The sequence below is a fragment of the Streptomyces sp. NPDC006512 genome (assembly GCF_040611935.1).
Classification (GTDB): domain Bacteria; phylum Actinomycetota; class Actinomycetes; order Streptomycetales; family Streptomycetaceae; genus Streptomyces.
Window position 1 is genome coordinate 1 of sequence record NZ_JBEXPG010000060.1, and the last position, 25,011, is coordinate 25,011.

Sequence of the window (25,011 nt, forward strand, 5' to 3'; positions counted from 1 at the left end):
CCACTCGCTACGACAAAACCCGCGAGTCCTACCAGGCAGCCGTCACCATCGCATCCCTGTTCCTCTGGCTAAAGCCCCTTTGAAGACACTGCCTAGTAACCACCGCTGAGCCTCCCGGCCGACCCGGACGGGCCGTGCGATGCTCCCGCGACGGGCGAGGAGGAGTCCTACCGTAATCCGGATCTTGGTGCAGGAAGCCCGCCGCTCCCCCGCCGAAGGCAACGGGACGGAACGTTGGTGTTTCGCTATGTGCCGGAGGACAGTCGGCTCGCGGCCTGGTCCCATGGCTGAGGCTCGACCAGGTCGTCCCTGTCGAAGGCGTCTTCCTCGAACCAGCCCGTCCCCGCGAGCCATGTCTCCAGCCACGCTGCGAGGCTGGCGGAGTCGAGGAACCAGCACTGCTCCCACGATCCGCCCTGATACGGGTTCGGCTCGTAGAGCAGGACCTGGCCGTCTTCACTGAGACAGTCAACGCCTGCGTACATGGCACAGCCCCAGGTCAGGATCGGTACGACGCCTTCGGGCCAGTTCGGGTGCTCCGCTCCCGCGGACGTCTCGCGTCGCGTCAGGTATTCGCCGGCGACGCTGGAGCCCGGACCAAGCAGGGGCAGCAGACGGTAGTCCGGGCCGAATCCGCCGTCAGCGACCTCGCGATACAGGCGCGCGAGGAGGGGATGCAGCGCGAAGCCCAGCTGTGCCTCGGCCTCCGCGATCCGGGCATCGTCGACGGACGCGGGAAGGTCCGCATTGTCCGATGCGGCCCGGATGGCAACGCGTTTCACGAGGTCATCGATGTCGGTCATGACGGCGATGCTGCCAGAGCCCACCGACATGTCGACGACGGGGCTGCCGGATCGAAGGCATCGACGTGACCGGGGTAGAAGGCGGAGCTGTTGGGGCCGGTCGTGTCTTCGCCGGTGGGGTAGCGGTAGAGCCGTTCGGCGAAGTTCATGTCGTGCCGTGCCCGCCCGCCGCTACTTCTGGCCGGTCGTGGCCAGGCAGGTCAGGTTCTTGGCGGGGAGCCTGCCCGTGGTCAGGTAGGTCGTTGCGGCCTTGTCCGCGCAGGGATTGCCGTCGCGTGCGTAAAGGACGCCGTGTCCCTCACCACCGGCGACGGTGAGCATCCGGGAGCCGCGCAGGGCCCGGTGCATGGCCAGGCCGGAGAACAGGGGCGTCTGGGAGTCCCACTCGTTCTGCGTGATCAGCGCACCGACCGTGTTGTCGATCCTGGTCTGCGGCTCGCTGCCCTGCTGCCAGAAGGCGCAGGGTGTGATGGCGGCCGCGTAGTCGCCGTACAGCGGATACCGGGCCTTGTCGCGGATCGCCTCGCGGCGGTACCGCTCGGGGTCGTGCGACCAGGTGCGGGTGTCGGCGCACATGAAGGACCAGGCGATGGAGAAGTAGCTGTCGTCGGGCTCCTGGGCCTGGCCGGGCGTGCCGGACGGAGCCGGGTTCCTGCCCTCGGCCGCGTCCTTCAGCCCGGCGACCCGTTCGGCGGCCTTCCGGACGTGGAAGAACGTGCGGTTGTCGGCCCGGATGCCGTCGCCGGTGAGGGTCTGTCCCTCGAAGAAGACGGGCTTGCGGTACGCCCGCGCGATCAGGTCCCAGTAGGTCGCGCGGACCTCGGCCGGAGTGTCGCCCAGTCCGTAGGTCGCGTGCCGGCGGGCGGTCCATGCGGTCCAGCGCGTGAACGCCTGCTCGGCCGCCTTCGCCATGTCCTCGAACATCCCCCGGTAGATCCGGTTCGGGTCGGTTGCGCTGTCCAGTACGAATCGGTCGGCCCGCTGCGGGAACAGCTGCATGTAGACGGCGCCGAGGTAGGTGCCGTAGGAGCTCCCCAGGTAGGAGATCCTCTTCTCGCCCAGGGCGGCGCGGATGATGTCCATGTCACGGGCGCTGTTGCGGGTGGTGAGGTGCGGCAGCATGTCACCGGCCCGGGCCCGGCACTTCCCGGCGACGGTACGGGCCCGATCCACGTCCTTCGCGAAGGTCTCCGTCTTGTAGGGCCGGTCGGCCTGTTCCTCCGCGGTCAGCCCGCAGCTGACGGGTGAGCTCTGCCCCACACCCCTCATGTCGAAGCCGACGAGGTCGTACCGCCGCTTCACCTCCGCGGGGAACTTCATGAGCGGATCGACAGGCAGCTGCAGTCCCGGTGCGCCGGGGCCGCCCGGGTTGAGCAGCAGAACGCCGTGACGTGCCTTCGCGCTGCCCGCCTTCAGCCTGGACATCGCGAGGCCGATCGTCTTGCCGGCGGGATCGCCGTAGTCCAGCGGCACCTTGAGCGTCGCGCACTGGAAGGTGTCGGGGCCCTTCGCGTCGCAGCGTTTCCACTGGAGCTGTTGCTGCGTGTACCGCCGCAGGGGGTCCTTGGCTGTGGAGGCGTCGGATGCCGCGGAGGAGTCGGAGGCCACGGACGCGGCGAAGGCCGTTGCGGGCGTCAGCGCCGAGAGGGTGGCCGCCGCGAGGCCGGCGGCGAGTAGGCGGGCCTTGCAGGTGTTTCTGCTTCGCACGGTGATGCTCGTCCTTGTCGGGGAGAGTGGGCAGCCGGTTGGCCGGTGAGGGAACGGGAAGGCCGCTCAGTTTCCGTTCAGGTGCTCGCGGACGCACTGCGCGTACTGGTGGAAGCCGTCGGGCTGGTAGCACTCCTGTGTCTTGTTCGCGTACCAGACCATGAACACGGCGACCAGCCCGGACACCACGATCGCGACAGACGACGTCACGACGGCGGTGACGGCCCTGCCCCGGCCCACACCGGTCCGCTTGGCTGCCATCAGCGCGGCGATGCCCAGGATCAGGCCCACCACGGCAAGCGGGCCGCCGACGAAGACGGCCGAGGTGCACAGGCCGATGATGCCCAATGTCATGGCGGCTGTGGCCAGGCTGTTCTTCGGCGCTGTCAGCCCCGGCTCCATTCCGTGCGGTGCCGTGTGACTCCGTACGGCCTGGGGATGAGCGGACACCGTGCGGTCCTGCACCGCCTGGTCCTGCACCGTGTGATCCAGCGGTGTCTCGATTTCCTGCGCGTTCATCAGCCCGTCCTTCCGTCCCGTCAACTGGTGAGGCTCCGATTCTGGTTTCGGGGACCCACGGACACATCACGGGAAGGCGGGAGAGTTCGCTCCCCCGATCGGGGGAGGCCGCCGGTGGGCCGTCCGGTCATACTGACCTGGCCATGTTCAGAGGAATCCGGCCGCTGCTGCGCGGCTCCACGTATTCGGGTGCGCTGTTCGCCTATTGCGGCGCGTTGGCGAGCCTTCCCCTGCTGCCCGTCGCAGCACTACCGGCGGTGGCGTGGCCATCCGCCCCCTTCGGAGTGCAGTTCGCTCTGACCGTGCTGGTCTGGTCCGTACTGATCGGCGTGATCGGGCTGGCCGGCACCACGCGGCGGGTGCTGATCGCTTGCGCCCGGCGGATGCTGGCGGTTCCGTTGCCGGACCCGGTGGGCGAGCGTCGGCGTGCGGACCTGCCCGGTGACGGGGCGGTACCTTCGACGGCATCGGGCGCCGACCGCCTGCGAACCCCGCTGTGGCTGCTGTCGCACGTGGTACTGGGGTGGGCGGGGGCGCAGCTGAGCATCCTGCTGTTCGTCGCGGGCCTGCTCCTTCCCGGCGGTTGGGCCGGCGCCGAGGCCGGGCTGAGTGTGAACGGCTGGTCACTGCGGGCCGACAGCGGCTGGCAGAGCTGGGCAGCGGCGCTCTGCTGCCTGCTGCTGGCGTCGGCTCTGTGCCTGGCGGTGACGGCCGCTCTGCGGTGGCTGGCGCCCAGGCTGCTGGGTCCGTCGCCGGCCGAGCGGCTCGCGCTGGCGGCCGAGCGGGAGCGAGCACTGGCCGAACGCAACCGGCTGGCCCACGAGTTGCACGACTCGATCGGGCACACCCTGACGGCCGCCACGATCCAGGCAGCGGTGGCGGGCGAAATGCTCTGTGCCGATCCGGTAGCGGCGCGGGCCGCCCTGCGCAGCATCGAGGAATCGACCCGGGCCGCCCTGGAAGACCTGGACTACGTGCTGGGCATGCTGCGCGCGGAGAAGGCGGGGACGGCACCGGCCCGGAACCTGGCCGACCTGCCCGAGCTGCTCGACCGGCTGCGGCACGCGGGTGCCGTGGTGGAGCCGGAGCTGTCGGGTGACCATGCGGCGGTCCAGGGGACGCTGTCCCGGGCGGCGTACCGGATCCTGCAGGAAGGGCTGACGAACGCGCTGCGGCACGGAGCGGTCGGTCCGATCCGGGTCAAGGTGGCGGCGACGCCGGACTCGTTGGTGCTCGACGTGGTCAACCGGACCGGAGCCGGGAGCGGAATGAGCACGGGTGCCTTCCCGACGTCCGGGCACGGCCTGCCCGGCCTCTTGGAGCGCGTGCGGCTCCTGCACGGCGAGATCGAGGCCGGTCCGGACGGACCGGAGCACTGGCGGCTCGCGGTACGGCTGCCAGTACGCTTGCCGGCATGATCGGCTCACGAACGAGCGCAGCAGCCGCGACCGGCCCCGACACGGGCACAGCCGTCACAACGGACACCGTCGGCACCTCCAGCTGCACCACCCTCCTCATCGCGGACGACGACGCGGTGACCCGCAGCGGTCTGCGCACGCTGCTCGCCATGCAGCCCGGGATTGCCGTCATCGGGGAGGCCGCCGACGGCATCGAAGCAGTCGAGCGGGCCCGGCAGTTGCGGCCGGACGTCGTCTTGATGGACGTACGGATGCCGCGCCGCAACGGCATTGAGGCCACCCGGCAGCTCCTCGCCGGGCAGGCCGACCCGCCGAAGGTCGTGGTGATCACCACCTTCGAGAACGACGACTACGTCACCTCCGCACTCAGCGCAGGCGCCAGCGGCTTCGTGCTCAAGCGGCTCCCCGTCCCCAAGATCGCGGAGGCTGTGCGCGTGGTCGCGGCGGGCGAGGCGATCCTCTTCCCGGCGGCCCTGCGGCAGATGGTCACCGCCCGCCCACTGGGATCCGCCCGGGCGCTGCCGCAGGCGGCGCTGACGAGCCGGGAGGAGGAGGTGTTGCGCCTGATGGCCACCGGCCGGTCCAACCCGGACATCGCGGAGTCGTGCAGGGTGAGCCTGGAGACGGTGAAGACGCACGTCGGGAACGTGCTGACCAAACTCGGCGCGCAGAACCGGACCCACGCGGTGGTGATCGCGTACGAAACCGGCCTGGTCGTACCCGGGGTCGCGGGCTGACGCGACATCAGCTAAACCGACCCGGCCCGCCTGTGCCACTGGACCAGCCTCCCGGGCGGTCCGCGCCTGAGCCACCACTCCCCCGTGGCCGTCACCCGGGCTCCAGCAACCCGTGCGCTCCCCCACTACCGCTCGATGTCCTTGCCCGAGCGGTCGAAATCGCCGACCGCGAGAAGGACGGCTTCGCGCTGCTTCTGGGCGACGCGGTCGCGGACGACGTCGGCGTGCGACTGGTCGCTGATGCCGCGGACTGCGGGTATCCGCTCCGTGGAAAGCCCCCGGCCAGTGACCTCGACGTAGGCCAGTGGCGACGAACTGCCGCCACGCCCGTCTCGCCGGGTTTCGCGAGATCGCCTGACTGGCGGTACATCTCCGCGTGCGCCGGTTGGACTTATTTGGACAGGTGTGCGGCGCTACCTCTTGTGAGGTAATCGCGCCCTACCCATCCGGGGCAATGTCGCATAATCGACAACGCAATTTTGGCTATTTTCAACACACATTCTTCTCGGAATGTGTTTGTATCAATCCCCCCACCGAGCCTGACCCGTTGGTGGCGCGCGAAATTTCCTGCGTAATATACGGCCGCAATACACCAGGGCATCCCGGGCGAGCTAGGACCCGGTACGCCACGGCCCCACAACAGGAAATGGCCTCTTGATGAAGCTGAGAATCCAGGCGGCTCGACGCCGCACTCTGTCCGGTTGGCTGGGCTCGGCCGTCGCCGTGACGGTTGCCGCTGTGATGGTGGCCGGATTGCCGACGCAGGCACTGGCCATCGCGACACCCGTGCCGCTGGGTACCACCGCCAGCTACTCCGTTCTGGCGGGTCAGGGAGTCACCAACACCGGTAACTCGGTGCTCGACCACGACCTCGGTACGCACCCGAACCCGGCCATCACCGGATTCCCGCCCGGAGAGGTGCGCGGTGCCGTGCATCCCGCGGATGCTGAGGCCGCTCAGGCCAAGAGCGATCTGGTTGTGGCGTACAACAACGCGGCCGGCCAATTGACCGGCCAGGCACCGGACTTCCCCCTCGCGGCCGGAATCGGCGGGGGCCAGGAGCTGCTTCCCGGCGTCCACCGGGCCACCTCCGGTGTCGGACTCACGGGCGACCTGATCCTGAACGCCGGGGGAAACCCCAATTCGGTCTGGGTGTTCCAGATTCCCGAAGCCCTGACCACGGCGTCCAACAGCCGGATCCTCCTCACGAACGGCGCTTCGCCGTGCAACGTGTTCTGGCAGATCGGGAGTTCGGCGACCCTCGGCACCACCTCCACCTTCGTGGGCACCATCATGGCGCTGACCTCCATCTTCGTGAACCAGGGGGCGAACATCGAAGGCCGGGCGCTGGCCCGTAACGGCGAGGTGACGCTCAACAACAACAGGATCTTCCTCGGCGGGTGCGCCACCGGCGGGACGACCACCGGAACGACCACCGGCACCACCACCGGAACGACGACCGGCACGACGACCGGCACGACCGCCGGTACGCCGACCGCCGGGTCGACGACCGGCACGACCGTGGGTCTGATCGGTGGCGGCCTCCTGGGCGGACCGATCGTCGACCTCGTATCGGGCGGCACCTCGGGGAACATCGCCGGAAACACCTCCGGAAACACCGCGGGCAACACGGCCGGAAACACGGCCGGCGGAGCCACGACCGGAGGGAACACGACCGGCGGGACCATCACGGGCGGGAACGTCACCGGCGGACACGGCGGTCAGCCCGGCGGACCGGACCACGGCGGACCGGACCACGGCGGCAGGCCGGGAGACGAGCACGGCGGACCGGACCACGGCGGGCCGGACCACGGGCCCGGCGAGGGGCCCGGTAAGCCGGACCACGGCCACGGCGGGAAGCCCGGCGAGCACCACGGCTACGGCGACAAGCCCGAGGGCCACGAGGGCCACGAAGGCCGCGAGGGCTAGGCAGCAGGCTGTACGAAGCCCCTTCATCGAATGACGGCGCGCGGCGGAATCCTCATCGAGTCCGCCGCGCGCCGTCGGTGAGAGCCGCAGAGACCTCAGACGAACAACCGACATGAGAAGGACCGGGTGGGTGGTGTCGAGCGGAATTGAATCTGCCGGCGTGAAGGAACTTCATCAGTCCGATTCCGGTCCGGTTCCCCAGCCGCTTCATGACGAAGCGGTCAGCCCGTGCAAGCCGCCCATGGGTGTGCGTGCGCTGAAAGCGGGGTTGCACACCGCCGTCGCCCTCTGTCTGGTGACGGCTCTGGTCCATGTCGTCTTGGTATTCCTTCATGTGGCCCCCTCCAACCCCGTATCGAAGCGGTACAGCTCACAGGTCAACGGATGGGTGTACCCCCTCTTCGAACAGAACTGGCGGCTCTTCGCCCCGGACCCCGACTCCTTCAACCGGAAGGTCCTCGCGAGAACCGCCCACACCGACTCCAAAGGATCGGTACGGGTGACCCCCTGGTTCGACCTGGCTGCCGTCGACAATGCCGCAGTCGACCACAATGTGTTTCCGAGCCATACGTCCCAGAACCTTCTGCGCCGCGCCTGGACCTCGTATGTCGAGACCCACGGAGGTACCGACACGGCACGTTCGGAACGGGCCGCGATGCTGCAGCAGTACCTGCGCAACATCGCCGCGGACCGCGTCGCCGCCCACAACGACGGCGGCACCTTCGAGTTCATTCAGCTGCGGGTCGTCACACTGCCCGTCGCCGCGCCCGGCGCAGCCGCCGGGAACCGCCCGCCGGCGCCCACCGAGGACCGGCTCCTGCCCTGGTGGAAGGTGACCCCCCATGGGAAATGAGCAGCTCACCCAGCAGGCCTCCACAGCAGCCACGCCGAACGGGCCTGCGGCCCACGAGACCTCGATCGCCGCCACGGCCCACCGGTGGCTGCTCGAACGCATCGGTGCGCTGTGGGCGCTTCTCACCGGCCGGCCGATCTCCCTGTACGCCGCGTCGGTTCTGCGCATCGGCTACGGGCTGCTGTACCTGGTGTTCCTGCTGCGGGAGTTCCCGCACCGCGACGAGATCTGGGGCCCCGGTTCCCCCTGGACCCCGGCGCTGGCACAGCAGCTCTTCGACCAGACGGGCTGGAACAGCATCCTGATCCTGTCCGGCAGCCGTGCCTACTTCGAAGTCTGCTACGCCATGGCCGTCGTCGCGTCCGCGCTGTTCATGCTGGGCTGGCGGACCCGCGCCGTGTCCGTCCTCTTCGCCGTCGTGGTGGCCTCGTTCCACGCGAGATCGATCTTCATGACGGACGGGGGCGACAACCTGATCCTGCTGATGGCCTTCTACCTCGTCCTCACCGCCTGCGGTCGGCGCTGGTCCCTGGACGCACGCCGGGATCGGCGCAGGACAGCTCGTGCGGGCGACGCGCCGGATCGGGTGAGGAGCCTCTACGCACGACAACTCCACGATGCCCGTGCCACCTTGACCACGGTGGTGCACAACTGCGGCATCCTCATCATCGCGGCACAGGTCTGCTTCCTGTACGGGTCAGCCGGCCTGTACAAGGTCCAGGGCCTGACCTGGGGCGGCGGCACGGCTCTCCACTACGCGCTGAACCTCGAACTCTTCCAGCCCTGGCCCGCGCTCTCCCACCTCGTGGACGAGTACCCGATGGTGATCGCGATCGCCGGCTACCTGACGGTGCTCCTGCAGGTCGCCTTCCCGTTCGTCCTCTTCGGCAAGCTCAAGTATCCCGTTCTGGCCGTGCTGCTCGGCATGCACGTCGGCATCGCGGTGCTCTTGGGGCTGCCCCTCTTCTCCGGCGCGATGATCGTGGCGGACGCCGTGTTCCTTCCCGACCGCTTCTACACCTTCCTGCCGCACCTGTGGCGTCGCGCAGTGCGGCGCACAGGAAGGTGCGGATCCCGAGGCCGGATCACTGCCGGCCGGGCGGTGGTGCCGCGGCCGGCAGTTGCTCGGCGGCACGGGTGATGAAGCGGCGGGTGTGCTCCGGGTCCAGGGCCTGGGCCTGAAGGTTCTCGTACATGACGCCGTAGTGCTGCACGTCGGATCGCTTCTCCAGATAGAGGTCGCTGGTGAAGCGTTCCAGGTACACCGTCCCGTCCACTCTGTCCGGGAAGTCGAGGACGGAGAACTGTCCCGTGACGCCGGGATGGGCTCCCGCCTCGTGCGGGAGAACCTGTACGGTGACGTGCGGCTGCGCGCCGAGGTGGTTCAGGAACTCCAGCTGTTCGCGCATGATCGCGGGGCTGCCGACCACGCGGCGCAGCACCGATTCGTCCAGTACGACCGACAAGCGCAGAGGCCGGGCCGGGTGGTGGGCCCGGTGCTGACGACGCAGCCGTACCTCGCGGCGCACGGCGATCAGTTCAGCCGTGGCCTGAGGGATCGTTTCCGCTAAGACGGCGTTCGCGTAGGCGGGCGTTTGCAGCAGGCCCGGGATCAACTGGGGCTCGTAGGAGCGAATCGAGGCGGCTTCCGTCTCCAGGCCGATGTAGACGGCGTACGGGACTTCGCCGCAGGCCGTCCACCAGCCCTGCCGGTCCGCTTCCGTGGCCATCCGCATCAGCGCGTCGACGACCCGCATGTCCGTCACTTGATAGAGGGCGCACAGGTCCCGCACGTCACGGGGCTTGATGGCGCGGCGCCCGTTCTCCAGGTGACTCATCTTGGGCTGGGAGATCAACAGGTGCTCGGCCACCTGCGTACTGGTCAGGCCTCGGGCCAGGCGCAGCCAGCGCAGCTCCGCGCCCAGTCGACGTCTCCTGACGGTCGGGTTTCCGTTCACCGCCACGGGTGGTCTACCTCCGGCTCGGGGCTGTCTCACAGCCACGGACTTGCGTGCCGGGCCGGGGAGCTCACCGTGCGGTGATGATCAAACGGGCCCTGTCAGTGAGTGTCGGGCTGTGTGAAGGAAGCGGCGTGCACAGCCCGAGCAGGTTTCACCCAGATGCCGCAATCTTTCACCTACCCGCCGGAGAAATCCGCTTACCTGCTCAGGGGTGCATGGTGAGTGCGGTGTCGTCGAGCAGGAAGTAGGTCGGAGCGGCCAGGTCCTCCGCGGCGGTGAAGGTGAGGGTGACGAACTGGCCGGCGACGGAGCCCAGGTCGATCGTCCCCTGAACGTAGTCGGCGCTCGCGTTCAGGTTCGAGTACGTGGCCAGAGGCACGCCGTTGGCCTGGACGTTCAGATGGTCGTACGGGACGGTCTTGGTCTCCTCGTTGGTGAGGACGCGTAGCCAGAAGGTGACCGTGGCCTGGCAGCCGTAGGGAACGAAGACGGACTGCGTGATCGTTTCCGTGGTCCTGCTTCCGTTGCCGCCGAGCAGGGCCTTCCACGAGCCGGTTCTCGAGGGGAGCCAGGAGTTGTCATCGGTGATCAAGGACGGGTTGCTGTTGGTGTTCCATGCCGTCGCGCCCGATTCGAAGCCCGGGTTGTCGAGCAGTTGTGTGGTGGCGCAGTTGCCGGGGGTGTAGACGAGCCAGGCGAACGAGACCACGTCGAGGGCTTTGGTGGAGTCCTCGACGGTGAGGGTGATGGTCATGTTGCCGTCCGTGGTGGGCGTGCCGGTGATCTTGCCGGTCGCGGCGTCGAGGGTCAGGCCGACGGGCAGGGCGGTGGCCTTGTAGGTGAGCGTTGCCCCGGGGTTGCTGGTGACGGCTTGGATCTGGAGGTCGACCGGCGCCGTGGTCGTGGACACCTGGTTGCCGGGGTTGGTCAGGGTGACTCCCTGGACCATGCGCGGTCCGACGTTGACGGCGGCCCAGGCATTTCCGACGTTGTTGTAGACGACTCCGTTCTTCCCGTACAGGTCGGCGGCCGCCTCGAGTGTGGCGGCGCGCGCGCCCGCGTAGTCGGTGCTCGACGTCATGTACGTCGTCAGGGCTCTGAACCAGATCTTGGCGGCGGCCTCGCGGCCGATCGGGTTGACCGGCCTGCCGTCATGGGTCGGCGAGTCGTAGTTCACGCCGTTGACCAGCTTGCGCCCACTTCCTTCGGCAGACAGGTAGAACCAGTGGTTGGCCGGTCCCGAGGAGTAGTGGACGTCGATCTGGTGGATGCCCGGGTACCAGTGGTCGGCGGAGGCGCCGTCTCTGGAGGGTTTGTCCATGTAGCGCAGGGGCGTGCCGTCGCCGTTGAGGTTGATCTCCTCGCCTTCGAAGTAGTCGCCGGGGTCGGAGGGGTTGTTCGCCCAGAACTCGACCGCGGCGCCGAAGATGTCGGAGGTCGCTTCGTTGAGCCCGCCGGACTCCCCGCTGTAGCGCAGGCCCGCGGTGGCTGAGGTGATCCCGTGGGACATCTCGTGCGCGGCCACGTCGATCGAGGTGAGGGGGTTGGTGTTGTAGGCGCCGTCTCCATAGGTCATGCAGAAGCAGTGGTCCCACCAGAACGCGTTGGAGTAGGCGTTCCCGTAGTGCACCCGGCTGTAGGCGGCGACGCCGTCGTTCCTGATGCCGTTGCGGCCGTGAACGTCGTTGAAGTAGTCCCAGGTCAGCTGGGCGCCGTAGTGGGCGTCCACCGCGGCCGACTGGTTGTTGCCTGGGCTGCCGTCGCTCCAGACGTCGTCGGCGTCGGTGAACAGCGAGCCGGTTGCCTCGTCCCCGTCGGCGTGGCCCAGGTCGGTGGTTCTGTTGCCCCCTCGGGTGTGGTCCTGGAGGAGGTAGTTGCCGCTGGAGCCCGAGGTACCGAGTGTGACGTGCCCGTTGTACTGTCCGTGGCCGGTGCCGTTCATCACCGCCTGGTACGCGAAGATCTCGGTGCCGGTGTTCGCGTCGGTGATGACGTGCAGCTCGGAGGGTGCGCCGTCCCGCTGACGCCCGCCGACGACGGTTTCCCAGGCCAGGGTGGGCCGGCCGGAGGCTGCCCAGATGACCTCGCGGGGGGACTTGGCTTCCGCGGCTTCGATGCCGTCCGCCTCGGCCCGGCTCCCGGCGAGGGACCGTGCGGACTCGGCTGTCTTCCGGGCCGTGGTGGAGGGGGGTGTGACGGCGTCGGTATTTGCCTTGGTGACGCCCTTGACACTGCCGGCCGGTGTCGTGTGGACCACCAAGTCGCCCCCGAGTACGGGCAGTCCGGCGAACGTACGGTCGTAGCGCGTGTGCAGGGAACCGTCGGCGTCCTTGGAGACGGACTTGGGTACGAGCGCCTCGCGTTCACCCAGCCCCAGCGCTTTCGCCGTGCCCGCCCAGTCGGCGGCATCGGCCAGGAGTGCGGCACTCTGGTCCGCGGTCAGCCGAACGTTCATGGCGCCCGCACGGGCTTCGTCGGTGGCGGGCCGGGTGGGGGAAGGGGCGGCGACGGCGCCCGGGACGGCAAGGGCGGTGGAAGGCAGCCCGACCGCGATCAGCGCGGCGCTCGACATCAGGGCGCCGGTCATGGCCGCCTGACGGAAGGTACGTCTCAACGTGACTCCTGATGCGCAGGGGCCGGCGATTGCCGGCCGGAGCGGTCCAGGCGGACCGGGCACGGTCCGTCCGGGCGGAGCAGGTTGTGCAGGGAAGGCAGCGAACTGCCGCACGGGACACACTGCGGTGGCATGGGCGACCGCTCGCCCTCACTGACCCCAGTTTTGCATGTTCACGTAAACATCACGGCGCTGATCAACGAATCGGCCGGAACCAACCCCCTGATGCCCCGTGCGCCACGGCGGTCGGGCGCGGATGCCCCATCCCCTCGGGGGGCGTACCGGCGCACACCTCCTCGCAGGTCGAGCACACCGGAAGATCACGAGCGGATCTCGTCCTTCCGCACGGACTTGACTGCGCCGCCCGAGGAGGATGTCATGTGCCAACACGTGCGAACGTGTCTGGTTCTGATTGTTTGTGAGCTGTCGTGCGCAGCCGGTAAGTCGACGGCAGTCACAGTGCCGCGCTGCGGGTCACCACCTCGCTCACCCTCATCTCCCCTCATTTCAAGGATGGTTCATGTTCCAGCGTTACAGCCGCAGACGTCGGGGCGGCGCAGCATTGGCCGCGGTGTTGGTAGTGGGATTCTGGGCGACCGAGGCCGTCGCCGACCGTGCGCTGACGCCCGTCCCCTTCAAGGACGGGTTCGAGTCCGGAGCCACGTCCGCGTTTCCGCGCAAGGGCATCGACGGCACGGGCACCGTGGACGTCAAGACCGCACCCGGCGGGCGTGGCGGCAAGGCCGTCCGGTTCGCCATGCCCGACGACGGGAAGTCCTACCGCACCGAGATCGCCACAGCGCGCGTGCCCTACGGAAGTTACCGGTACACCTTCGCCAACTACCTGCCCGGCGACTGGATCCGCTACGACGCGCAGACCATCGTCTCCCAGTGGCACGGCGGGACCGGCACCTACCCCGCGGTCGTCCTCGCCGTCAAGGGCGACCGCTGGATGCTGGTCGTCCACTGGAAGACCGGTTCGGACAAGGCGGACGAGAGCAACCAGCCGGCGCACGAGGTCAAGTACGACCTCGGCCCGGTACGGCTCGGACACTGGAACCAGTGGTCCTTCGACATCACCTGGTCCACCGCCAGCACCACCGGGTCCATCACCGCCCGGCTCGACGGGGCCGAGGTGGGATCTCACCGCGGTCCGAACAGCTATCACCAGGACACCGCCCCCTACCACAAGATCGGTCTGTACCGGCCCAACTGGCAGGCCTGGAAGGGACACAAGGCGGGCGCCACACCGGCCGTGGTGAACTACTACGACGACGTCTCCATCACCGCCATCTCGCCCGGGGACTCCGTACCGCCCCCGGCCACGCCGCCCGCCAATGCCACGGCGACTCCCGTACCCGACGGGTCCGGCGCATCGGCATCCCCGTCGGCGCAGGCATCCGCTTCGGCGCAGGCATCCGCGTCGGCCCCGGCGACGGGACCGGTCGCCCCGGGCTCGGCACCCGACGCCGCGGACGCGATCCCCATGGACACCGGTTCCGACAAGGACACCGACAACGACGCCCGACCCCTGGCGGAGACCGGTTCCCCCAGCCACACTCCGATCGTCCTCGCCGCCGGCAGCGCACTGCTCGCCGCCGGCCTCGTCCTCGTCTTCCGCAGCCGCGTCAGGGCGGATCGGCGCCGGGCCGGCGGCCGGAGGGCGTGACCCGGGGCGTGCCGAGCCACCCGTACGGCCTGCACGGGCTCGTCCTCCTGCCCTCCGTCTTCGGCCGGACCGGCGGGCCCGTCGGCCGGTCCCCCGTCACCGCCGCCACCCGTCCGGTGCCCGGCGCCCCCTCCGCACGGGTGTTGCTACTTGCCGACGGTGAAGCCCTGATCGGTCCCGTACTTGGCACTTGCCTTCTGCCAGGCCTCAAGCCCCTGAGTCAGGGTCGTCGAGGAGACGTACGCCTTGCCGACGGTGTCGTTGAAGATCGAGTTCGCGTACACCTGGTACGGCAGGTACGACCAGTCCGCACCCACGTCACGGGCCGCGTCCGCGAGAACCTGGTTGGCCTGCTGACCTCCGAAGTAGGGGAAGCCGGTCTCCAGGAAGGCCTTCGACTCCAGGTCTGCCCGGGTGGCGGGAAAGGCTCCCTCGGAGACCCTGGACGTGGCTCCCTCCCCTGTGGTCGCGTACTCGATGAAGGCGTAGGCCAGGGCCTTGTTCTTCGAAGCCTTCGGAACGGCGAGGGAGCTGCCGCCGTTCTCGGCACCCGCCTTCGCGCCCTTCGTCCACTGCGGCAGCGGCGCCACCCGCCAGTCGCCCGACGCGGCGGGAGCACCCGAGACGAAGTTGGCGGGCATCCAGGCACCTATGGACAGGGTGGCGATGCTGCCGTCGGACAGGCCCTTGTACCACTCGTCGCTCCACGAACGGACCGGGGCGAGCAGCCGCTCGTCGAGGAGCTTCTGCCAGGTCCTCGTGTACTGCGCGGTACCGGCGTCGCCGAAGTCGATGCCGACCTCGGTGCCCTTGACCTTGTACGGGCGCCCTCCCGCCTGCCAGATCAGGCTGGTAGTGGCGCCCGCGTCCCCGGTGTCGTTCGTGATGTAGAGCTTCGGATCCGCCTTGTGCAGGGCGCGCGCCGCTTCCACGTACTCGTCCCAGGTGGTGGGGACGGCGACGCCGTGCCGGTCGAAGACCTTCTTGTTGTAGAACAGCGCCATGGGCCCGGAGTCCATGGGAAGGGCGTGGACCGCCTTGTCTCGGCGCACCGCGCTCCAGGGCCCCTGGGTGAAGGCCTTGTCGTGGCCGGAGGCGCCGTAGGGTGCGAGGTCCTCCAGGGACTTGCCGATGGCGAACTGGCCGAGCGCGTAGTACTCGACCTGCGCGACGTCGGGGGCGCCCGAGCCGGCGGCCACGGCGTTCTGCAGCGCCGTGTACTGCTTGTCGCCGGTACCGGCGTTGACGAGCTCGACGTCCACCTTCGGGTACTTCTTCTCGAAGTCGGCGACCACCTTCTTCAGCGTGGGCTCCCACGCCCACACCGTCAACTTGCCTCCCGCCTCAAGCGCTGACGCCACGTCCTGCACGGCACTGTCGGCCGCCGGGTCCGAGGAGCCGCAGGCGGTGGCGCCGAGCGCCATGGCACACATCGCGGCGACGGCGGCGACGATCCGGCGGCTGCTGTTCGTTCTCATCGGTGGAGCTCCTGATTCGGTGTGCGGATGAGGAGGGTCGGGAGGGAGGGGGCCGGTGGCGTCACTCCTTGACGCTGCCCGCGGCCAGGCCTGACTGCCAGTACCGCTGGAGCAGCAGGAAGATCAAGACGACCGGCGCGATGGTGAGCACGGAGCCGGTGATGATGAGGTCGAAGACGGGCTCGCCGCCCGCGGTCCGCGCCTGGGCGCTCCACGCGTTGAGTCCCAGGGTGAGCGGGTACCAGTCCGGGTCCTTGATCATGATCAGCGGAAGGAAGTAGTTGTTCCAGGTCGCGACCATCGCGAAGAGCAGTACCGTCACGGTTCCCGGCATCAGCAGCGGCAGGGCGACGCGGAAGAAGATGCGCAGCTCACCGGCGCCGTCGATACGGGCGGCTTCCAGCAGTTCGGTGGGTACGGCTTCGGCGGTGAACACCCACATCAGGTAGAGCCCGAAGGGTGAGACGAGGGACGGGATGATCACGGCCCAGGGGGTGTTGGCCAGGCCCATACCGCTGAACATGAGGAACGTGGGCACGGCGAGGGCGGTGCCGGGTACGGCCACGGCTCCGATGACGACGGCGAACACGGCGCGGCGCCCGGGGAACTCGTACACGGCCAGCGCGTAACCGCCGAGGACGGCGAGCAGGGTCGCGCCGCCCGCTCCGGCGGCCACGTACAGGAAGGTGTTCAGCGTCCAGCGGACGAAGGCGCCGTCGTCGTAGGTGAGGGTGCGGGAGATGTTGTCCCAGAGGTTGAAGTCCCGGCCGAACCAGAGCCCGAAGGAGTCGAGGAGGTCCCCCTGGTCCTTGGTCGCGTTGATGAGCAGCCACACCAGGGGAAGCAGGGTGTAGACGAGGACCAGCCCGGTGACCAGGGTCAGCGGGATGCTGGGCCGGGGGTCGAGCGGGGTGTGGGGGCGCTTGCGACGGCGTGGCGGCGCGGGGGGTGCGGGGGCCGGCGTCCTCGCGACCGCGGCGGCGGGGTCCGGGTCCGGGCGGGAGCGGGTGGAGCGCTCCACCGTGTCCGAGGAGGTACCGGTGGGGTTCGTGATCATGTGCTCAGCCCTTCCGCATGCCGCGGAGCTGGACCGCGTAGGCGATGATCGCGGTGATGGCGCCCATCACGATGGCCACGGTCGCCGCGTAGTTATGCTGCTGCCCGGAGAAGGCCAGCGAGTAGGTGTAGAGGTTCGGGGTGTAGCCGGTCGTGATGGCGTTGGGGGCGAGGTTCTGCAGGATGTTCGGTTCGTTGAAGAGCTGGAAGCTGCCGATGACGGAGAAGATCGTCGCGATGACGACCGCGCTGCGGATGGCCGGCAGCTTGATCGCCGTGACGATCCGCCACTCTCCGGCGCCGTCGATCGCGGCCGCTTCGTAGAGGGAGCGCGGGACCACTTTCAGCGCGGAGTAGAAGATCAGCGTGTTGTAGCCGACGAACTCCCAGGTCACGATGTTGCCGATGGAGGCGAGCACCAGTGACGGTGAGAGGGGGTCCGGGAGGGAGACGCCGAGCGCCTCGTTGATGTTGCCCACCAGGCCGAACCTGGTGCCGTAGATGAACCCCCACATCAGGCTCGCCACCACGGCGGGGACGGCGTAGGGGAGGAAGACCGCCACGCGGAAGAAGGCCTTGCCGTACAGCCGGCCGCTGTCGATGGCGAGTGCGACCAGCAGGGCGATGCCCAGCATGACCGGCACTTGGACGAGCAGGAACAGCCCGACCCGGGCCGAGCCTTCCCAGAACTGCGGATCGGTCAGTGCCTGTACGTAATTGTCCGCGCCGACCAGGGACGTCCCGCCGATGAGCCGGTCCCGCATCAGGCTGAGGTAGAACGCGTACCCGATGGGCGCCAGGAAGACGAGTCCGAATACCGCTGCGAACGGCCCGGCGAAGCCCCACCCGACGAGGGCGTTCCTGCGTGCGCGCGCACGGGGGCGGGTTCGGGGGCGGGTTCGGGGCGGGGACACTGCTTTTGCCGGTGACGGCAGGAGCGTCATGGTGGGTCCTTGTGTCGGTGACCGACAGGTCCGCACAGGAGGGAAGAGACGCCTCCGGGTCGGAAAACGACCGCGTGGGGCTGGACCTGATGAGAAATGTTTACGTAATCATCCGTGACGTGATGGTGGCATTCCCACTGAGGGGCGTCAAGCATCGTGCGGGCGACGGAAGGGAATTCGGGGACGGGAGCCCGAGCCCCAGCCGCCCGCGGCCAACCGAGGGGCGACGATTACCGCCCTCACGCTTGACAGGCTCCGGGGCGGCTTCCACACTCACAGCCAGCGAGGCGTGTTTACGCAAACATAACAAGGGCGCCACACCGCATTCATCAGGCTCCGCTGCCGCCACGGGACCGCGGCGCCCCGCGTACGCACCTCCCCACCCGCTCCGTCAGCCGACGAGAGGTACCCATGCGACGTCAACCCCCACGCACAGCGGCCCTGTTCACCCTCGTGGCCGCCCTGCTCATGAGCTTCCTCGGCGGCCACGGCACGGCCGCTGCCTCACCCGCTCCCGTCACCGTCGTCAACGCGACCCAGTTCACCGATCCCGCCGGCAGGCCCGTCCACGCCCACGGCGGAGGGGTCGTCAAGGTGGACCGCTACTACTACTGGTTCGGCGAGGACCGCAACCCGGACAACAGCTTCCGGTACGTGTCCGCCTACCGTTCCACCGACTTGAAGACGTGGGAGTTCCGCAACCACGTCCTGTCCCAGGCCACCCACCCGGAACTGGTGACCGCCAACATCGAGCGCCCCAAGGTCGTGTACAACCGCGCCACCGGCCAGTTCGTCATGTGGATGCACAAGGAAGGCAGCGCCACCGACTACAGCGAGGCCCGGGCCGCCGTCGCCGTCTCCTCCACGGTGGACGGTGACTACTCCTGGCGCGGCAGCTTCCGGCCCCTGGGCCACATGTCCCGGGACATCACCACGTTCGTCGACACCGACGGCACCGGATACATGATCTCGGCCGCCAACGAGAACGCCGACCTCCACGTCTACCGGCTCGACGAGGCCTACACCGGCGTCGAGGCGCAGGTGCAGAAGCTGTGGGCCGGCCAGTGGCGGGAGGCTCCGGCCCTGTTCAAGCGCGACGGCGTCTACTTCCTCGTGACGTCGGGCGCCACCGGATGGTCGCCCAACCAGCAGAAGTACGGCACGGCCGACAGCGTCACCGGGACCTGGAGCTCGCTGCGGGACCTGGGTGACGGCAGGACGTACGGCTCCCAGACGGCCTACGTGCTGCCGGTCGAGGGAACCTCCGGAGTCACGACCTACATGTACATGGGCGACCGCTGGGGCAACTCGATGGGCGGCACGGTCAACGACTCCCAGTACATCTGGCTGCCGCTGAAGTTCCCGACCCGGACCACGCTGTCCATGGACTACTTCCCCCGGATCACCATCGCGGCGGAGGCGGGCACCGTCCGGGGCACCGGCGACTGGGTCACGCTGACCGCCGCGCACAGCGGCAAGTGCGCCGACGCGGCCGACTGGTCGGTGGCGGAGGGTGCCGTCCTGGTCCAGTGGGCCTGCGCGGCCGGAAGCGTCAACCAGCAGGTGTGGTTCCAGGGTGCCGGGGCGGGCACGGTACGGATCGTGCTCCGGCACAGCGGGAAGTGCCTCGCGGTGCGCGACGCTTCCGCCGACGACGGCGCCGCGGTCGTCCAGACCGCCTGCGGCGACGCGTCCGGCCAGCGGTGGAGGACGGCCCAGGCCGGCCCGGACGGCATGCGGCTGGTCGCCCACCACAGCGGGAAGTGCCTCGACGTCACCAACCAGTCCCGCACGGACGGCGCGCCGCTCATCCAGTGGACGTGCAACGCCGGCGACAACCAGAAGTGGCGGCGCTCGGCGGCCTGACCTCCCCCGCACTCCCCCGCCCACAGCCGGGTGGCCGTGGCCCCGCGAGAGCGCGGGCCACGGCCACCCCGGGCTCCGGGGCCGTCACTCCTCGACGGGGCCGAGGTCGGGTGCGTCCCGGAAGTCCACCGTCCGGGCGCGGCCGGGAGCGTGCAGTTCGAGTACGACGATCTCGTTGGCGCCCGGGCGCAGCACCGGACCCGGCACGTACAGAGACCGCTGCGGGCCGCGTGACCAGAAGCGGCCCAGGGCGAACCCGTTGATCCACGCGCAGCCCTTCGTCCAGCCGTCGAGGTGGAGGAAGGTGTCGGCCGTCCGGGCCGCGTCGAAGGTGCCGCGGTAGAAGGCGGGCCCGGTGGGCGGGGCGGCCGCGGCGGCGAAGGGCAGGTCGGCGAGCGAGGTCAGCGGCAGCGGCCTGCTGGTCCACCCGCCGAGCCGGGCCCCGTTGAGCAGGACGTCGCCCGGCAGCCCCTTGCGGTCGTGGATGCCGGGGCCGTAGTTCACGCGGCCCTGGTTCTCCACGAGGACGCTCAGGACACTGCCCGCGTGGGGGACCGAGAAGGTGATGGCCTGCTCGTGGGCCTCCCGCTCCAGTACTCCCACGGGCTGGCCGTCGAGGAAGACCTGGGCTCGGTCGCGCACCCGCTCCAGTACGAGCAGTGCCGGACCGGCCTCCGGCAGGTCCGTCTCGTACAGCACGAAGCCGAAGTCCTGTCCGAGCTGTTCCATCGTCAGGGGCTGCCGGGACGCGACGGCGTCGCCGAGGAGCGGCGCGCAGTCCAGCAGGCCGGCGCTCTCGGCCAGTTCCACCGCTTCCCGGCTGAACTTCTCCCCCCGTGCGGGCGGGAGTTCCGCCGGGACCGGGGCGTATTTGGCGATGACCGCGCGGAAGGCACCGAACTTCTCGGTCGGGTCACCGGCCTCGTCGAGGGGGGCGTCGTAGTCGTAGGAGGTGAGGGTCGGCCGGTAGGTGTGCTTGTCGTTGGCGCCGTTCGTGAAGCCGAAGTTCGTGCCGCCGTGGAACATGTAGAAGTTGACCGAGGCCCCGGTGGCCAGTAGCTCGTCCAGTTCCTGGGAGGCTTGCTCCGCGCCGCGGACGACGTGGTGGCCGCCCCAGCGGTCGAACCAGCCGATCCAGAACTCGGTGCAGAGCAGTGGGCCGGACGGCCGCAGGGCCCGCAGGGTGGCGAGGTTCTGTGCGGGCCGGCTGCCGAAGTTGGCCGTCGCGAGGACTCCCGGCAGGGCCCCCCGCTCCAGGTCGGCGGGCTGGTCGCAGGTGAAGAGCGGCACGTCGACGCCGCAGCGGCGGATGGTGCCGGCGAGGTGTTCCAGGTAGGCGGTGTCGTCTCCGTACGCGCCGTACTCGTTCTCCACCTGTACCGCGAGTACCGGGCCGCCCCGGGTGGCGAGCCGGGTCGTCAGCGGGGCCAGGAGCCGGTCGAAGTAGTCGTCGACCGCCGCGAGGAACCGGGGGTCCCGGCTGCGCAGCCGCATGCCGGGTTCGGCCAGGAGCCACGACGGCAGACCGCCGCCCTCCCACTCGGCGCAGATGTAGGGGCCCGGACGCAGGAGTACGTACAGGCCCTCGGCCGCGGCGAGGTCGAGGAAGGCAGGCAGGTCGAGGTCACCGTCCATGCGGAACTCGCCCGGCCGCGGTTCGTGGAGGTTCCACGGTACGTACGTCTCCACCGTGTTGAGCCCCATCAGGCGGGCCTTGCGGAGGCGGTCCCGCCACTGGGCGGGGTGGACGCGGAAGTAGTGGAGTCCGCCGGAAAGGATGCGGAACGGCTCGCCGTCGAGCCGGAATCCGTCGTCGTCGATCTGGAGAAGGGGCATGCGCTCGTGCTCCTCAGCTGAACGGGATGCGCGGGATGCGCGGCTGGGCTCTCGCCTGAATGTTCACGTAAACATCCCGGACATGGCAAGCCCTTGGCAGCGGACGGCCGCGGGGTTGCCGGGATCTGACGCCCACGGCAACCCCGTACGGACCGGCCCGCTACGTCCGCGGGTCCCGGCGTCGCCGCCCTCTCATTCGATCCGCCGGGCGCCGGGGGCCGGGGAGACCGCGAACAGGTGCGGCGCCCGGTACCCGGCCGAACGGAAGGCGCCGGTGACGGCGGCGGCCAGCGCGTCGGCGCGGTCCTCCTCCACCAGCACGATGACGGAGCCCCCGAAGCCGCCGCCCGTCATGCGAGCCCCCAGCGCTCCCGCGTCCAGGGCCGTGTCCACCACGAGGTCGCTCTCGGCACACGAGATCCGGTAGTCGTCGCGCAGTGACGCGTGACCTGCGGTGAGGATGGGTCCCAGCGCCGCGATACGCCCCGCCCGCAGGTGGGAGACGGCCTCGGCGACGCGTGCGTTCTCGGTCACGATGTGCCGGACGAGGGGCACGAGGTCCGCGGGGAGCATCCGCCCGGCCCGGGGCAGTTCCGCCGGCGCGAGGTCCCGCAGCGCCGCGAGGCCGAGCCGGCGGGCCGCCCGCTCGCACCCGGCCCGCAGGGCGGCGTACGCGCCGTCCCCGAGGTCGTGCTTGACGCGGGTGTCGATGACCAGCAGGCGCAGTCCCTGTGCCTCCGGGGCGAAGGGAACGTGCTCGTGGGCCGCCGCGCGGATGTCCAGGTGCAGGGCCGTGCCGGCGGTGCAGCAGGCGGAAGCCATCTGGTCCATGACCCCGCAGGGGACGCCCGCGAAGCCGTTCTCCGCCCGCTGGGCGACGAGGGCGAGCGCGGGTGCGCTCAGGCCCAGTTCGAAGAGGTCGTTGTACGCGAAGGCGACCGCGCACTCGAGCGCCGCGGAGGACGACAGGCCCGCACCGGTGGGCACCGTGCTGTCGACGTGGAGATCGGCGCCCCCGATCCGGTGGCCGGCTTCGCGGAGCGCCCAGACGACGCCGGCCGGGTAGGCGCCCCAGGTGGTGACGACTCCGGGTACGAGGGAGGCGACGTCGAGGTCGATGAGGGGGCCGTCGCCCTGGGCGCTGTGCAGCCTCAGCCGTCCGTCCCGGCGGCGCCGCACGGCGAGCAGGGTGGTGTGGGGGATGGCGATGGGCAGGGCGAAGCCGTCGTTGTAGTCGGTGTGTTCGCCGATCAGGTTGACCCGGCCGGGCGCCGCCCAGACCCCGTCCGGATCCGCGCCGAAGATGCGCCGGAAGGCCTCCTTCACGCGCTCTCCCCCCGTGCGAAGGCCCAGGCGTCGGCCACGATGGAGTCCAGGCCGGTGTGCCGGGGGCGCCAGCCGAGCACGTCGTGGGCGCGGGCGGCGGAAGCGACGAGCACCGCCGGATCGCCGGGGCGGCGCGGGCGGACGACGGCCGCAATGGTGCGGCCGGTCACCCGGCGGACGGAGTCGATGACCTCCCGTACCGTGAAGCCCTCGCCGTTGCCCAGGTTGCAGATCAGGTGCTCGCCGGGACGGGCCGCGTCCAGGGCCCGGAGGTGGGCCTCGGCGAGGTCGGTGACGTGGATGTAGTCGCGGACGCAGGTGCCGTCGCGCGTGGGGTAGTCGTCGCCGTAGACCTCGATGTGCGGGCGGTGCCCCAGGGCCACTTGGAGGACGAGCGGGATGAGGTGGGACTCGGGATCGTGGCGCTCGCCGTGGCGCTCGTGGGCGCCGGCGACGTTGAAGTACCGGAGGGAGACGGCGGCCAGTCCGTGGGCCGCGGCCTCGCCGCTGATCAGGTGGTCGACGGCGAGTTTGGTGGCGCCGTAGGGGCTGGTGGGCGCGGTCCGCGCGGTTTCCGCGATCGGAACCTGCTCCGGCTCTCCGTACACGGCCGCGGTGGAGGAGAACACCAGGGTGCGTACGCCGGCCCGGCGCATGGAGGTGATCAGCTCCAGCGAACCGGTCACGTTGTTGCGCCAGTACTTCTCCGGGTCGCGCACGGACTCGGCGACCTGTGAGGAAGCGGCGAAGTGCAGCACGCCGGCGTAGTCGGAGTCCAGGAGGGCGGCGGCCTGGGCGACCCCGCCGCGGACGAAATCGGCGCCGTCCGGGACGCCTTCGGACACTCCCGTCGTCAAGTCGTCGAGCACCGTCACGCGGTGGCCGGCTTCCAGAAGGCGGGCCGCCACCACGCTGCCGATGTATCCGGCGCCGCCGGTCACCAGGTACCTGCTCATGAGGCGACCTCCCGCAGCCGCAGGGCCGCCGTTTCCGGAGCCACGTCGTTGACGAAGGAGTCCATGCCCGATTCGACGCCGGCGAGGAACTTGAGCTTGTCGGCCGACCGCCGGACCGTGAACAGCTCCAGGTGCAGGGCCAGTTCCCGACCGCCTGACTTGGGGGCCTGGTGCCAGGCGGCGATGTACGGGGTGGGGGGTGTCGGCGCCGCCTGACCTTCCCGGAGGAAGAGCCGGTCGAACCGGCGCAGCAGTTCCAGGTAGATGCCGGGGAACTCGGCGCGTTCCGCCTCCGTGAGGCGGGTGAGGTCGGGGACGCGGCGATGGGGATAGAGGTGGACCTCGTAGGGCCAGCGGGCGGCGTACGGGACGAAGGCGGTCCAGTGCTCGCCGGCGAGGACCACCCGCGAGGTGGCGGCACGCGCCTCGGCCAGCAGGTCCTCGAAGAGGTTCCCTCCGGTGACGGCCCTGTGGGTCTCCGCGACGGCGATCATCTTGGCGGTGCGCGGCGGCACGAAGGGGAAGGCGTAGACCTGCCCGTGGGGATGGGCGAGGGTGACGCCGATCTCCGCGCCCCGGTTCTCGAAGCAGTACACCTGCTCGACACCGGGCAGGGCCGACAGCCGTTCGGTACGGTCCGTCCAGGCGTCGAGTACGAGGCGGGCCCGGTCCTCGGTCAGATCGGCGAAGCTCGCTCCGTGCTCGGGCGTGAAGCACACGACCTCGCACCGGCCGGCGCGGCCCGCGAGGGAGGGGAAGCGGTTCTCGAACACGGCCACGTCGTAGTCCGCCGCCGGGATCTCGCTTTGGTGTCCGTCCCAGGAGGGGCACAGGGGGCACGCGTCGGTGGGCGGATGGTGGATGCGCCCCTGCCGGTGCGAGGCGATCGTGACCCAGTCGCCGGTCGCCAGGTCCAGCCGCAGCTCCGGCCGGCTCTCGACGGGCTCCAGCGGGCGCTGGTCGACCGTGTCGCGCTGGGCGCTGTCGTCGAGGTCGTAGTAGATCAGCTCGCGGCCGTCCGCGAGCTTGGTCGTGGTTCTCTTCACGGAACGTGCCCGTCTCTCGAAGTAGGCGGCTATCGAGCCACACGCCAACAAGAGTAAACAGGAACCAACTAAAGTCAACGTCAGGGTGTGGGCCGAGCGGATCGGATGTGCGACCTTGCTGGATACGCACCCTGAGGCAGGGTCAGATGGGCCGCACTCCAGCCGCTGAGCGAGGGTCTGTCCCCCTTGCCGTCCTGGAACGACGGTGGGATGACGGCGCGTTCGGCGCGGACGAGGGATTGGCAAGAGCGGGGGCATGGTCGACCTCGTCGACCATGCCCCGCCTGCGTGGC

19 protein-coding genes are annotated in these 25,011 nt (G+C 69.7%); 7 read left to right on the forward strand and 12 right to left on the reverse strand.

Annotated elements, in window-relative coordinates:
- Positions 1-245 precede the first annotated feature (245 nt).
- From ABZZ17_RS31670 to ABZZ17_RS31680, 3 genes are all read right to left on the reverse strand, one after another.
- Positions 246-803, reverse strand: coding sequence for an SMI1/KNR4 family protein (locus ABZZ17_RS31670; RefSeq protein ID WP_356881197.1), 558 nt, complete (start codon positions 801-803; stop codon positions 246-248).
- Between the two features lie 171 nt (positions 804-974).
- Positions 975-2,510 carry an alpha/beta hydrolase gene (locus tag ABZZ17_RS31675; protein WP_356881199.1) on the reverse strand — a complete coding sequence of 512 codons (1,536 nt, stop codon included), beginning with the start codon at positions 2,508-2,510 and terminating at the stop codon, positions 975-977.
- Between the two features lie 66 nt (positions 2,511-2,576).
- Positions 2,577-3,029 carry a DUF4190 domain-containing protein gene (locus ABZZ17_RS31680; protein WP_356881201.1) on the reverse strand — a complete coding sequence of 151 codons (453 nt, stop codon included), beginning with the start codon at positions 3,027-3,029 and terminating at the stop codon, positions 2,577-2,579.
- Positions 3,030-3,172: 143 nt separating this feature from the next.
- On the opposite strand from ABZZ17_RS31680, the gene ABZZ17_RS31685 reads away from it, so the two are divergent.
- From ABZZ17_RS31685 to ABZZ17_RS31705, 5 genes are all read left to right on the forward strand, one after another.
- Positions 3,173-4,447 (forward strand): histidine kinase, encoded by a 1,275-nt coding sequence (locus ABZZ17_RS31685; protein ID WP_356881203.1) that lies wholly within the window; start codon positions 3,173-3,175, stop codon positions 4,445-4,447.
- Positions 4,444-5,184, forward strand: coding sequence for a response regulator transcription factor (locus ABZZ17_RS31690; protein WP_356881205.1), 741 nt, complete (start codon positions 4,444-4,446; stop codon positions 5,182-5,184). Before ABZZ17_RS31685 ends, ABZZ17_RS31690 begins: the two co-directional genes overlap by 4 nt.
- Positions 5,185-5,841: 657 nt before the next feature.
- On the forward strand, positions 5,842-7,113 hold the full coding sequence (locus ABZZ17_RS31695) for an ice-binding family protein (protein WP_356881207.1): 1,272 nt from the start codon (positions 5,842-5,844) through the stop codon (positions 7,111-7,113).
- Between the two features lie 112 nt (positions 7,114-7,225).
- On the forward strand, positions 7,226-7,966 hold the full coding sequence (locus ABZZ17_RS31700) for a DUF5819 family protein (RefSeq protein WP_356881209.1): 741 nt from the start codon (positions 7,226-7,228) through the stop codon (positions 7,964-7,966).
- A complete protein-coding gene (locus tag ABZZ17_RS31705) occupies positions 7,956-9,107 on the forward strand; it encodes an HTTM domain-containing protein (protein WP_356881211.1) in 1,152 nt (383 codons plus the stop codon). The genes ABZZ17_RS31700 and ABZZ17_RS31705 overlap by 11 nt, the downstream gene beginning before the upstream one ends.
- Here ABZZ17_RS31705 and ABZZ17_RS31710 read toward each other — a convergent pair.
- Both ABZZ17_RS31710 and ABZZ17_RS31715 read right to left on the reverse strand, forming a co-directional pair.
- Positions 9,052-9,930 carry a helix-turn-helix transcriptional regulator gene (locus ABZZ17_RS31710; RefSeq protein WP_356881213.1) on the reverse strand — a complete coding sequence of 293 codons (879 nt, stop codon included), beginning with the start codon at positions 9,928-9,930 and terminating at the stop codon, positions 9,052-9,054. The two genes, ABZZ17_RS31705 and ABZZ17_RS31710, sit on opposite strands and share 56 nt — an antisense overlap.
- A gap of 202 nt (positions 9,931-10,132) precedes the next feature.
- Complete coding sequence (locus ABZZ17_RS31715) at positions 10,133-12,541, reverse strand: M4 family metallopeptidase (RefSeq protein ID WP_356881215.1); 2,409 nt, start codon at positions 12,539-12,541, stop codon at positions 10,133-10,135.
- A gap of 571 nt (positions 12,542-13,112) precedes the next feature.
- Here ABZZ17_RS31715 and ABZZ17_RS31720 point away from each other — a divergent pair.
- Positions 13,113-14,210 carry a polysaccharide lyase gene (locus tag ABZZ17_RS31720; RefSeq protein WP_356881216.1) on the forward strand — a complete coding sequence of 366 codons (1,098 nt, stop codon included), beginning with the start codon at positions 13,113-13,115 and terminating at the stop codon, positions 14,208-14,210.
- 146 nt (positions 14,211-14,356) lie between these two features.
- Here ABZZ17_RS31720 and ABZZ17_RS31725 read toward each other — a convergent pair whose 3' ends face one another.
- The 3 genes from ABZZ17_RS31725 to ABZZ17_RS31735 all read right to left on the reverse strand — a co-directional run bounded on the left by ABZZ17_RS31725 (position 14,357) and on the right by ABZZ17_RS31735 (position 17,688).
- Positions 14,357-15,688, reverse strand: coding sequence for a sugar ABC transporter substrate-binding protein (locus ABZZ17_RS31725; RefSeq protein WP_356881218.1), 1,332 nt, complete (start codon positions 15,686-15,688; stop codon positions 14,357-14,359).
- A gap of 61 nt (positions 15,689-15,749) precedes the next feature.
- Positions 15,750-16,745 (reverse strand): carbohydrate ABC transporter permease, encoded by a 996-nt coding sequence (locus ABZZ17_RS31730; protein WP_356881220.1) that lies wholly within the window; start codon positions 16,743-16,745, stop codon positions 15,750-15,752.
- Between the two features lie 4 nt (positions 16,746-16,749).
- Positions 16,750-17,688, reverse strand: a complete 939-nt coding sequence (locus ABZZ17_RS31735) for a sugar ABC transporter permease (RefSeq protein ID WP_356881222.1) — start codon at positions 17,686-17,688, stop codon at positions 16,750-16,752.
- A 411-nt stretch (positions 17,689-18,099) separates the two neighbouring features.
- Here ABZZ17_RS31735 and ABZZ17_RS31740 point away from each other — a divergent pair, with 411 nt between their 5' ends.
- The gene (locus ABZZ17_RS31740) at positions 18,100-19,554 is read left to right on the forward strand and encodes an RICIN domain-containing protein (RefSeq protein ID WP_356881224.1); all 1,455 of its coding nucleotides are present in this window, start codon (positions 18,100-18,102) and stop codon (positions 19,552-19,554) included.
- Positions 19,555-19,638: 84 nt separating this feature from the next.
- Here the strand turns inward: ABZZ17_RS31740 and ABZZ17_RS31745 are convergent, their stop codons facing one another.
- The 4 genes from ABZZ17_RS31745 to galT all read right to left on the reverse strand — a co-directional run bounded on the left by ABZZ17_RS31745 (position 19,639) and on the right by galT (position 24,718).
- Entirely contained in the window at positions 19,639-21,390 is a 1,752-nt protein-coding gene (locus tag ABZZ17_RS31745; RefSeq protein ID WP_356881226.1) for a beta-galactosidase family protein, read from the reverse strand.
- Between the two features lie 192 nt (positions 21,391-21,582).
- Positions 21,583-22,716 carry a galactokinase gene (gene galK, locus ABZZ17_RS31750; RefSeq protein ID WP_356881228.1) on the reverse strand — a complete coding sequence of 378 codons (1,134 nt, stop codon included), beginning with the start codon at positions 22,714-22,716 and terminating at the stop codon, positions 21,583-21,585.
- Positions 22,713-23,672 (reverse strand): UDP-glucose 4-epimerase GalE, encoded by a 960-nt coding sequence (gene galE, locus ABZZ17_RS31755; RefSeq protein WP_356881230.1) that lies wholly within the window; start codon positions 23,670-23,672, stop codon positions 22,713-22,715. The genes galK and galE overlap by 4 nt, the downstream gene beginning before the upstream one ends.
- Positions 23,669-24,718, reverse strand: a complete 1,050-nt coding sequence (galT, locus tag ABZZ17_RS31760; RefSeq protein ID WP_356881232.1) for a galactose-1-phosphate uridylyltransferase — start codon at positions 24,716-24,718, stop codon at positions 23,669-23,671. Before galT ends, galE begins: the two co-directional genes overlap by 4 nt.
- Positions 24,719-25,011 lie beyond the last annotated feature (293 nt).

Coding starts and splice junctions, on each gene's coding strand:
- ABZZ17_RS31745 (WP_356881226.1), bottom strand. CDS start 21,390: ATGCCCCTTCTCCAGATCGACGACGACGGATTCCGGCTCGACGGCGAG.
- ABZZ17_RS31695 (WP_356881207.1), top strand. CDS start 5,842: ATGAAGCTGAGAATCCAGGCGGCTCGACGCCGCACTCTGTCCGGTTGG.
- galE (WP_356881230.1), bottom strand. CDS start 23,672: ATGAGCAGGTACCTGGTGACCGGCGGCGCCGGATACATCGGCAGCGTG.
- ABZZ17_RS31700 (WP_356881209.1), top strand. CDS start 7,226: ATGAGAAGGACCGGGTGGGTGGTGTCGAGCGGAATTGAATCTGCCGGC.
- ABZZ17_RS31740 (WP_356881224.1), top strand. CDS start 18,100: ATGCGACGTCAACCCCCACGCACAGCGGCCCTGTTCACCCTCGTGGCC.
- ABZZ17_RS31690 (WP_356881205.1), top strand. CDS start 4,444: ATGATCGGCTCACGAACGAGCGCAGCAGCCGCGACCGGCCCCGACACG.
- ABZZ17_RS31730 (WP_356881220.1), bottom strand. CDS start 16,745: ATGATCACGAACCCCACCGGTACCTCCTCGGACACGGTGGAGCGCTCC.
- ABZZ17_RS31670 (WP_356881197.1), bottom strand. CDS start 803: ATGACCGACATCGATGACCTCGTGAAACGCGTTGCCATCCGGGCCGCA.
- ABZZ17_RS31725 (WP_356881218.1), bottom strand. CDS start 15,688: ATGAGAACGAACAGCAGCCGCCGGATCGTCGCCGCCGTCGCCGCGATG.
- ABZZ17_RS31680 (WP_356881201.1), bottom strand. CDS start 3,029: ATGAACGCGCAGGAAATCGAGACACCGCTGGATCACACGGTGCAGGAC.
- ABZZ17_RS31735 (WP_356881222.1), bottom strand. CDS start 17,688: ATGACGCTCCTGCCGTCACCGGCAAAAGCAGTGTCCCCGCCCCGAACC.
- ABZZ17_RS31685 (WP_356881203.1), top strand. CDS start 3,173: ATGTTCAGAGGAATCCGGCCGCTGCTGCGCGGCTCCACGTATTCGGGT.
- ABZZ17_RS31705 (WP_356881211.1), top strand. CDS start 7,956: ATGGGAAATGAGCAGCTCACCCAGCAGGCCTCCACAGCAGCCACGCCG.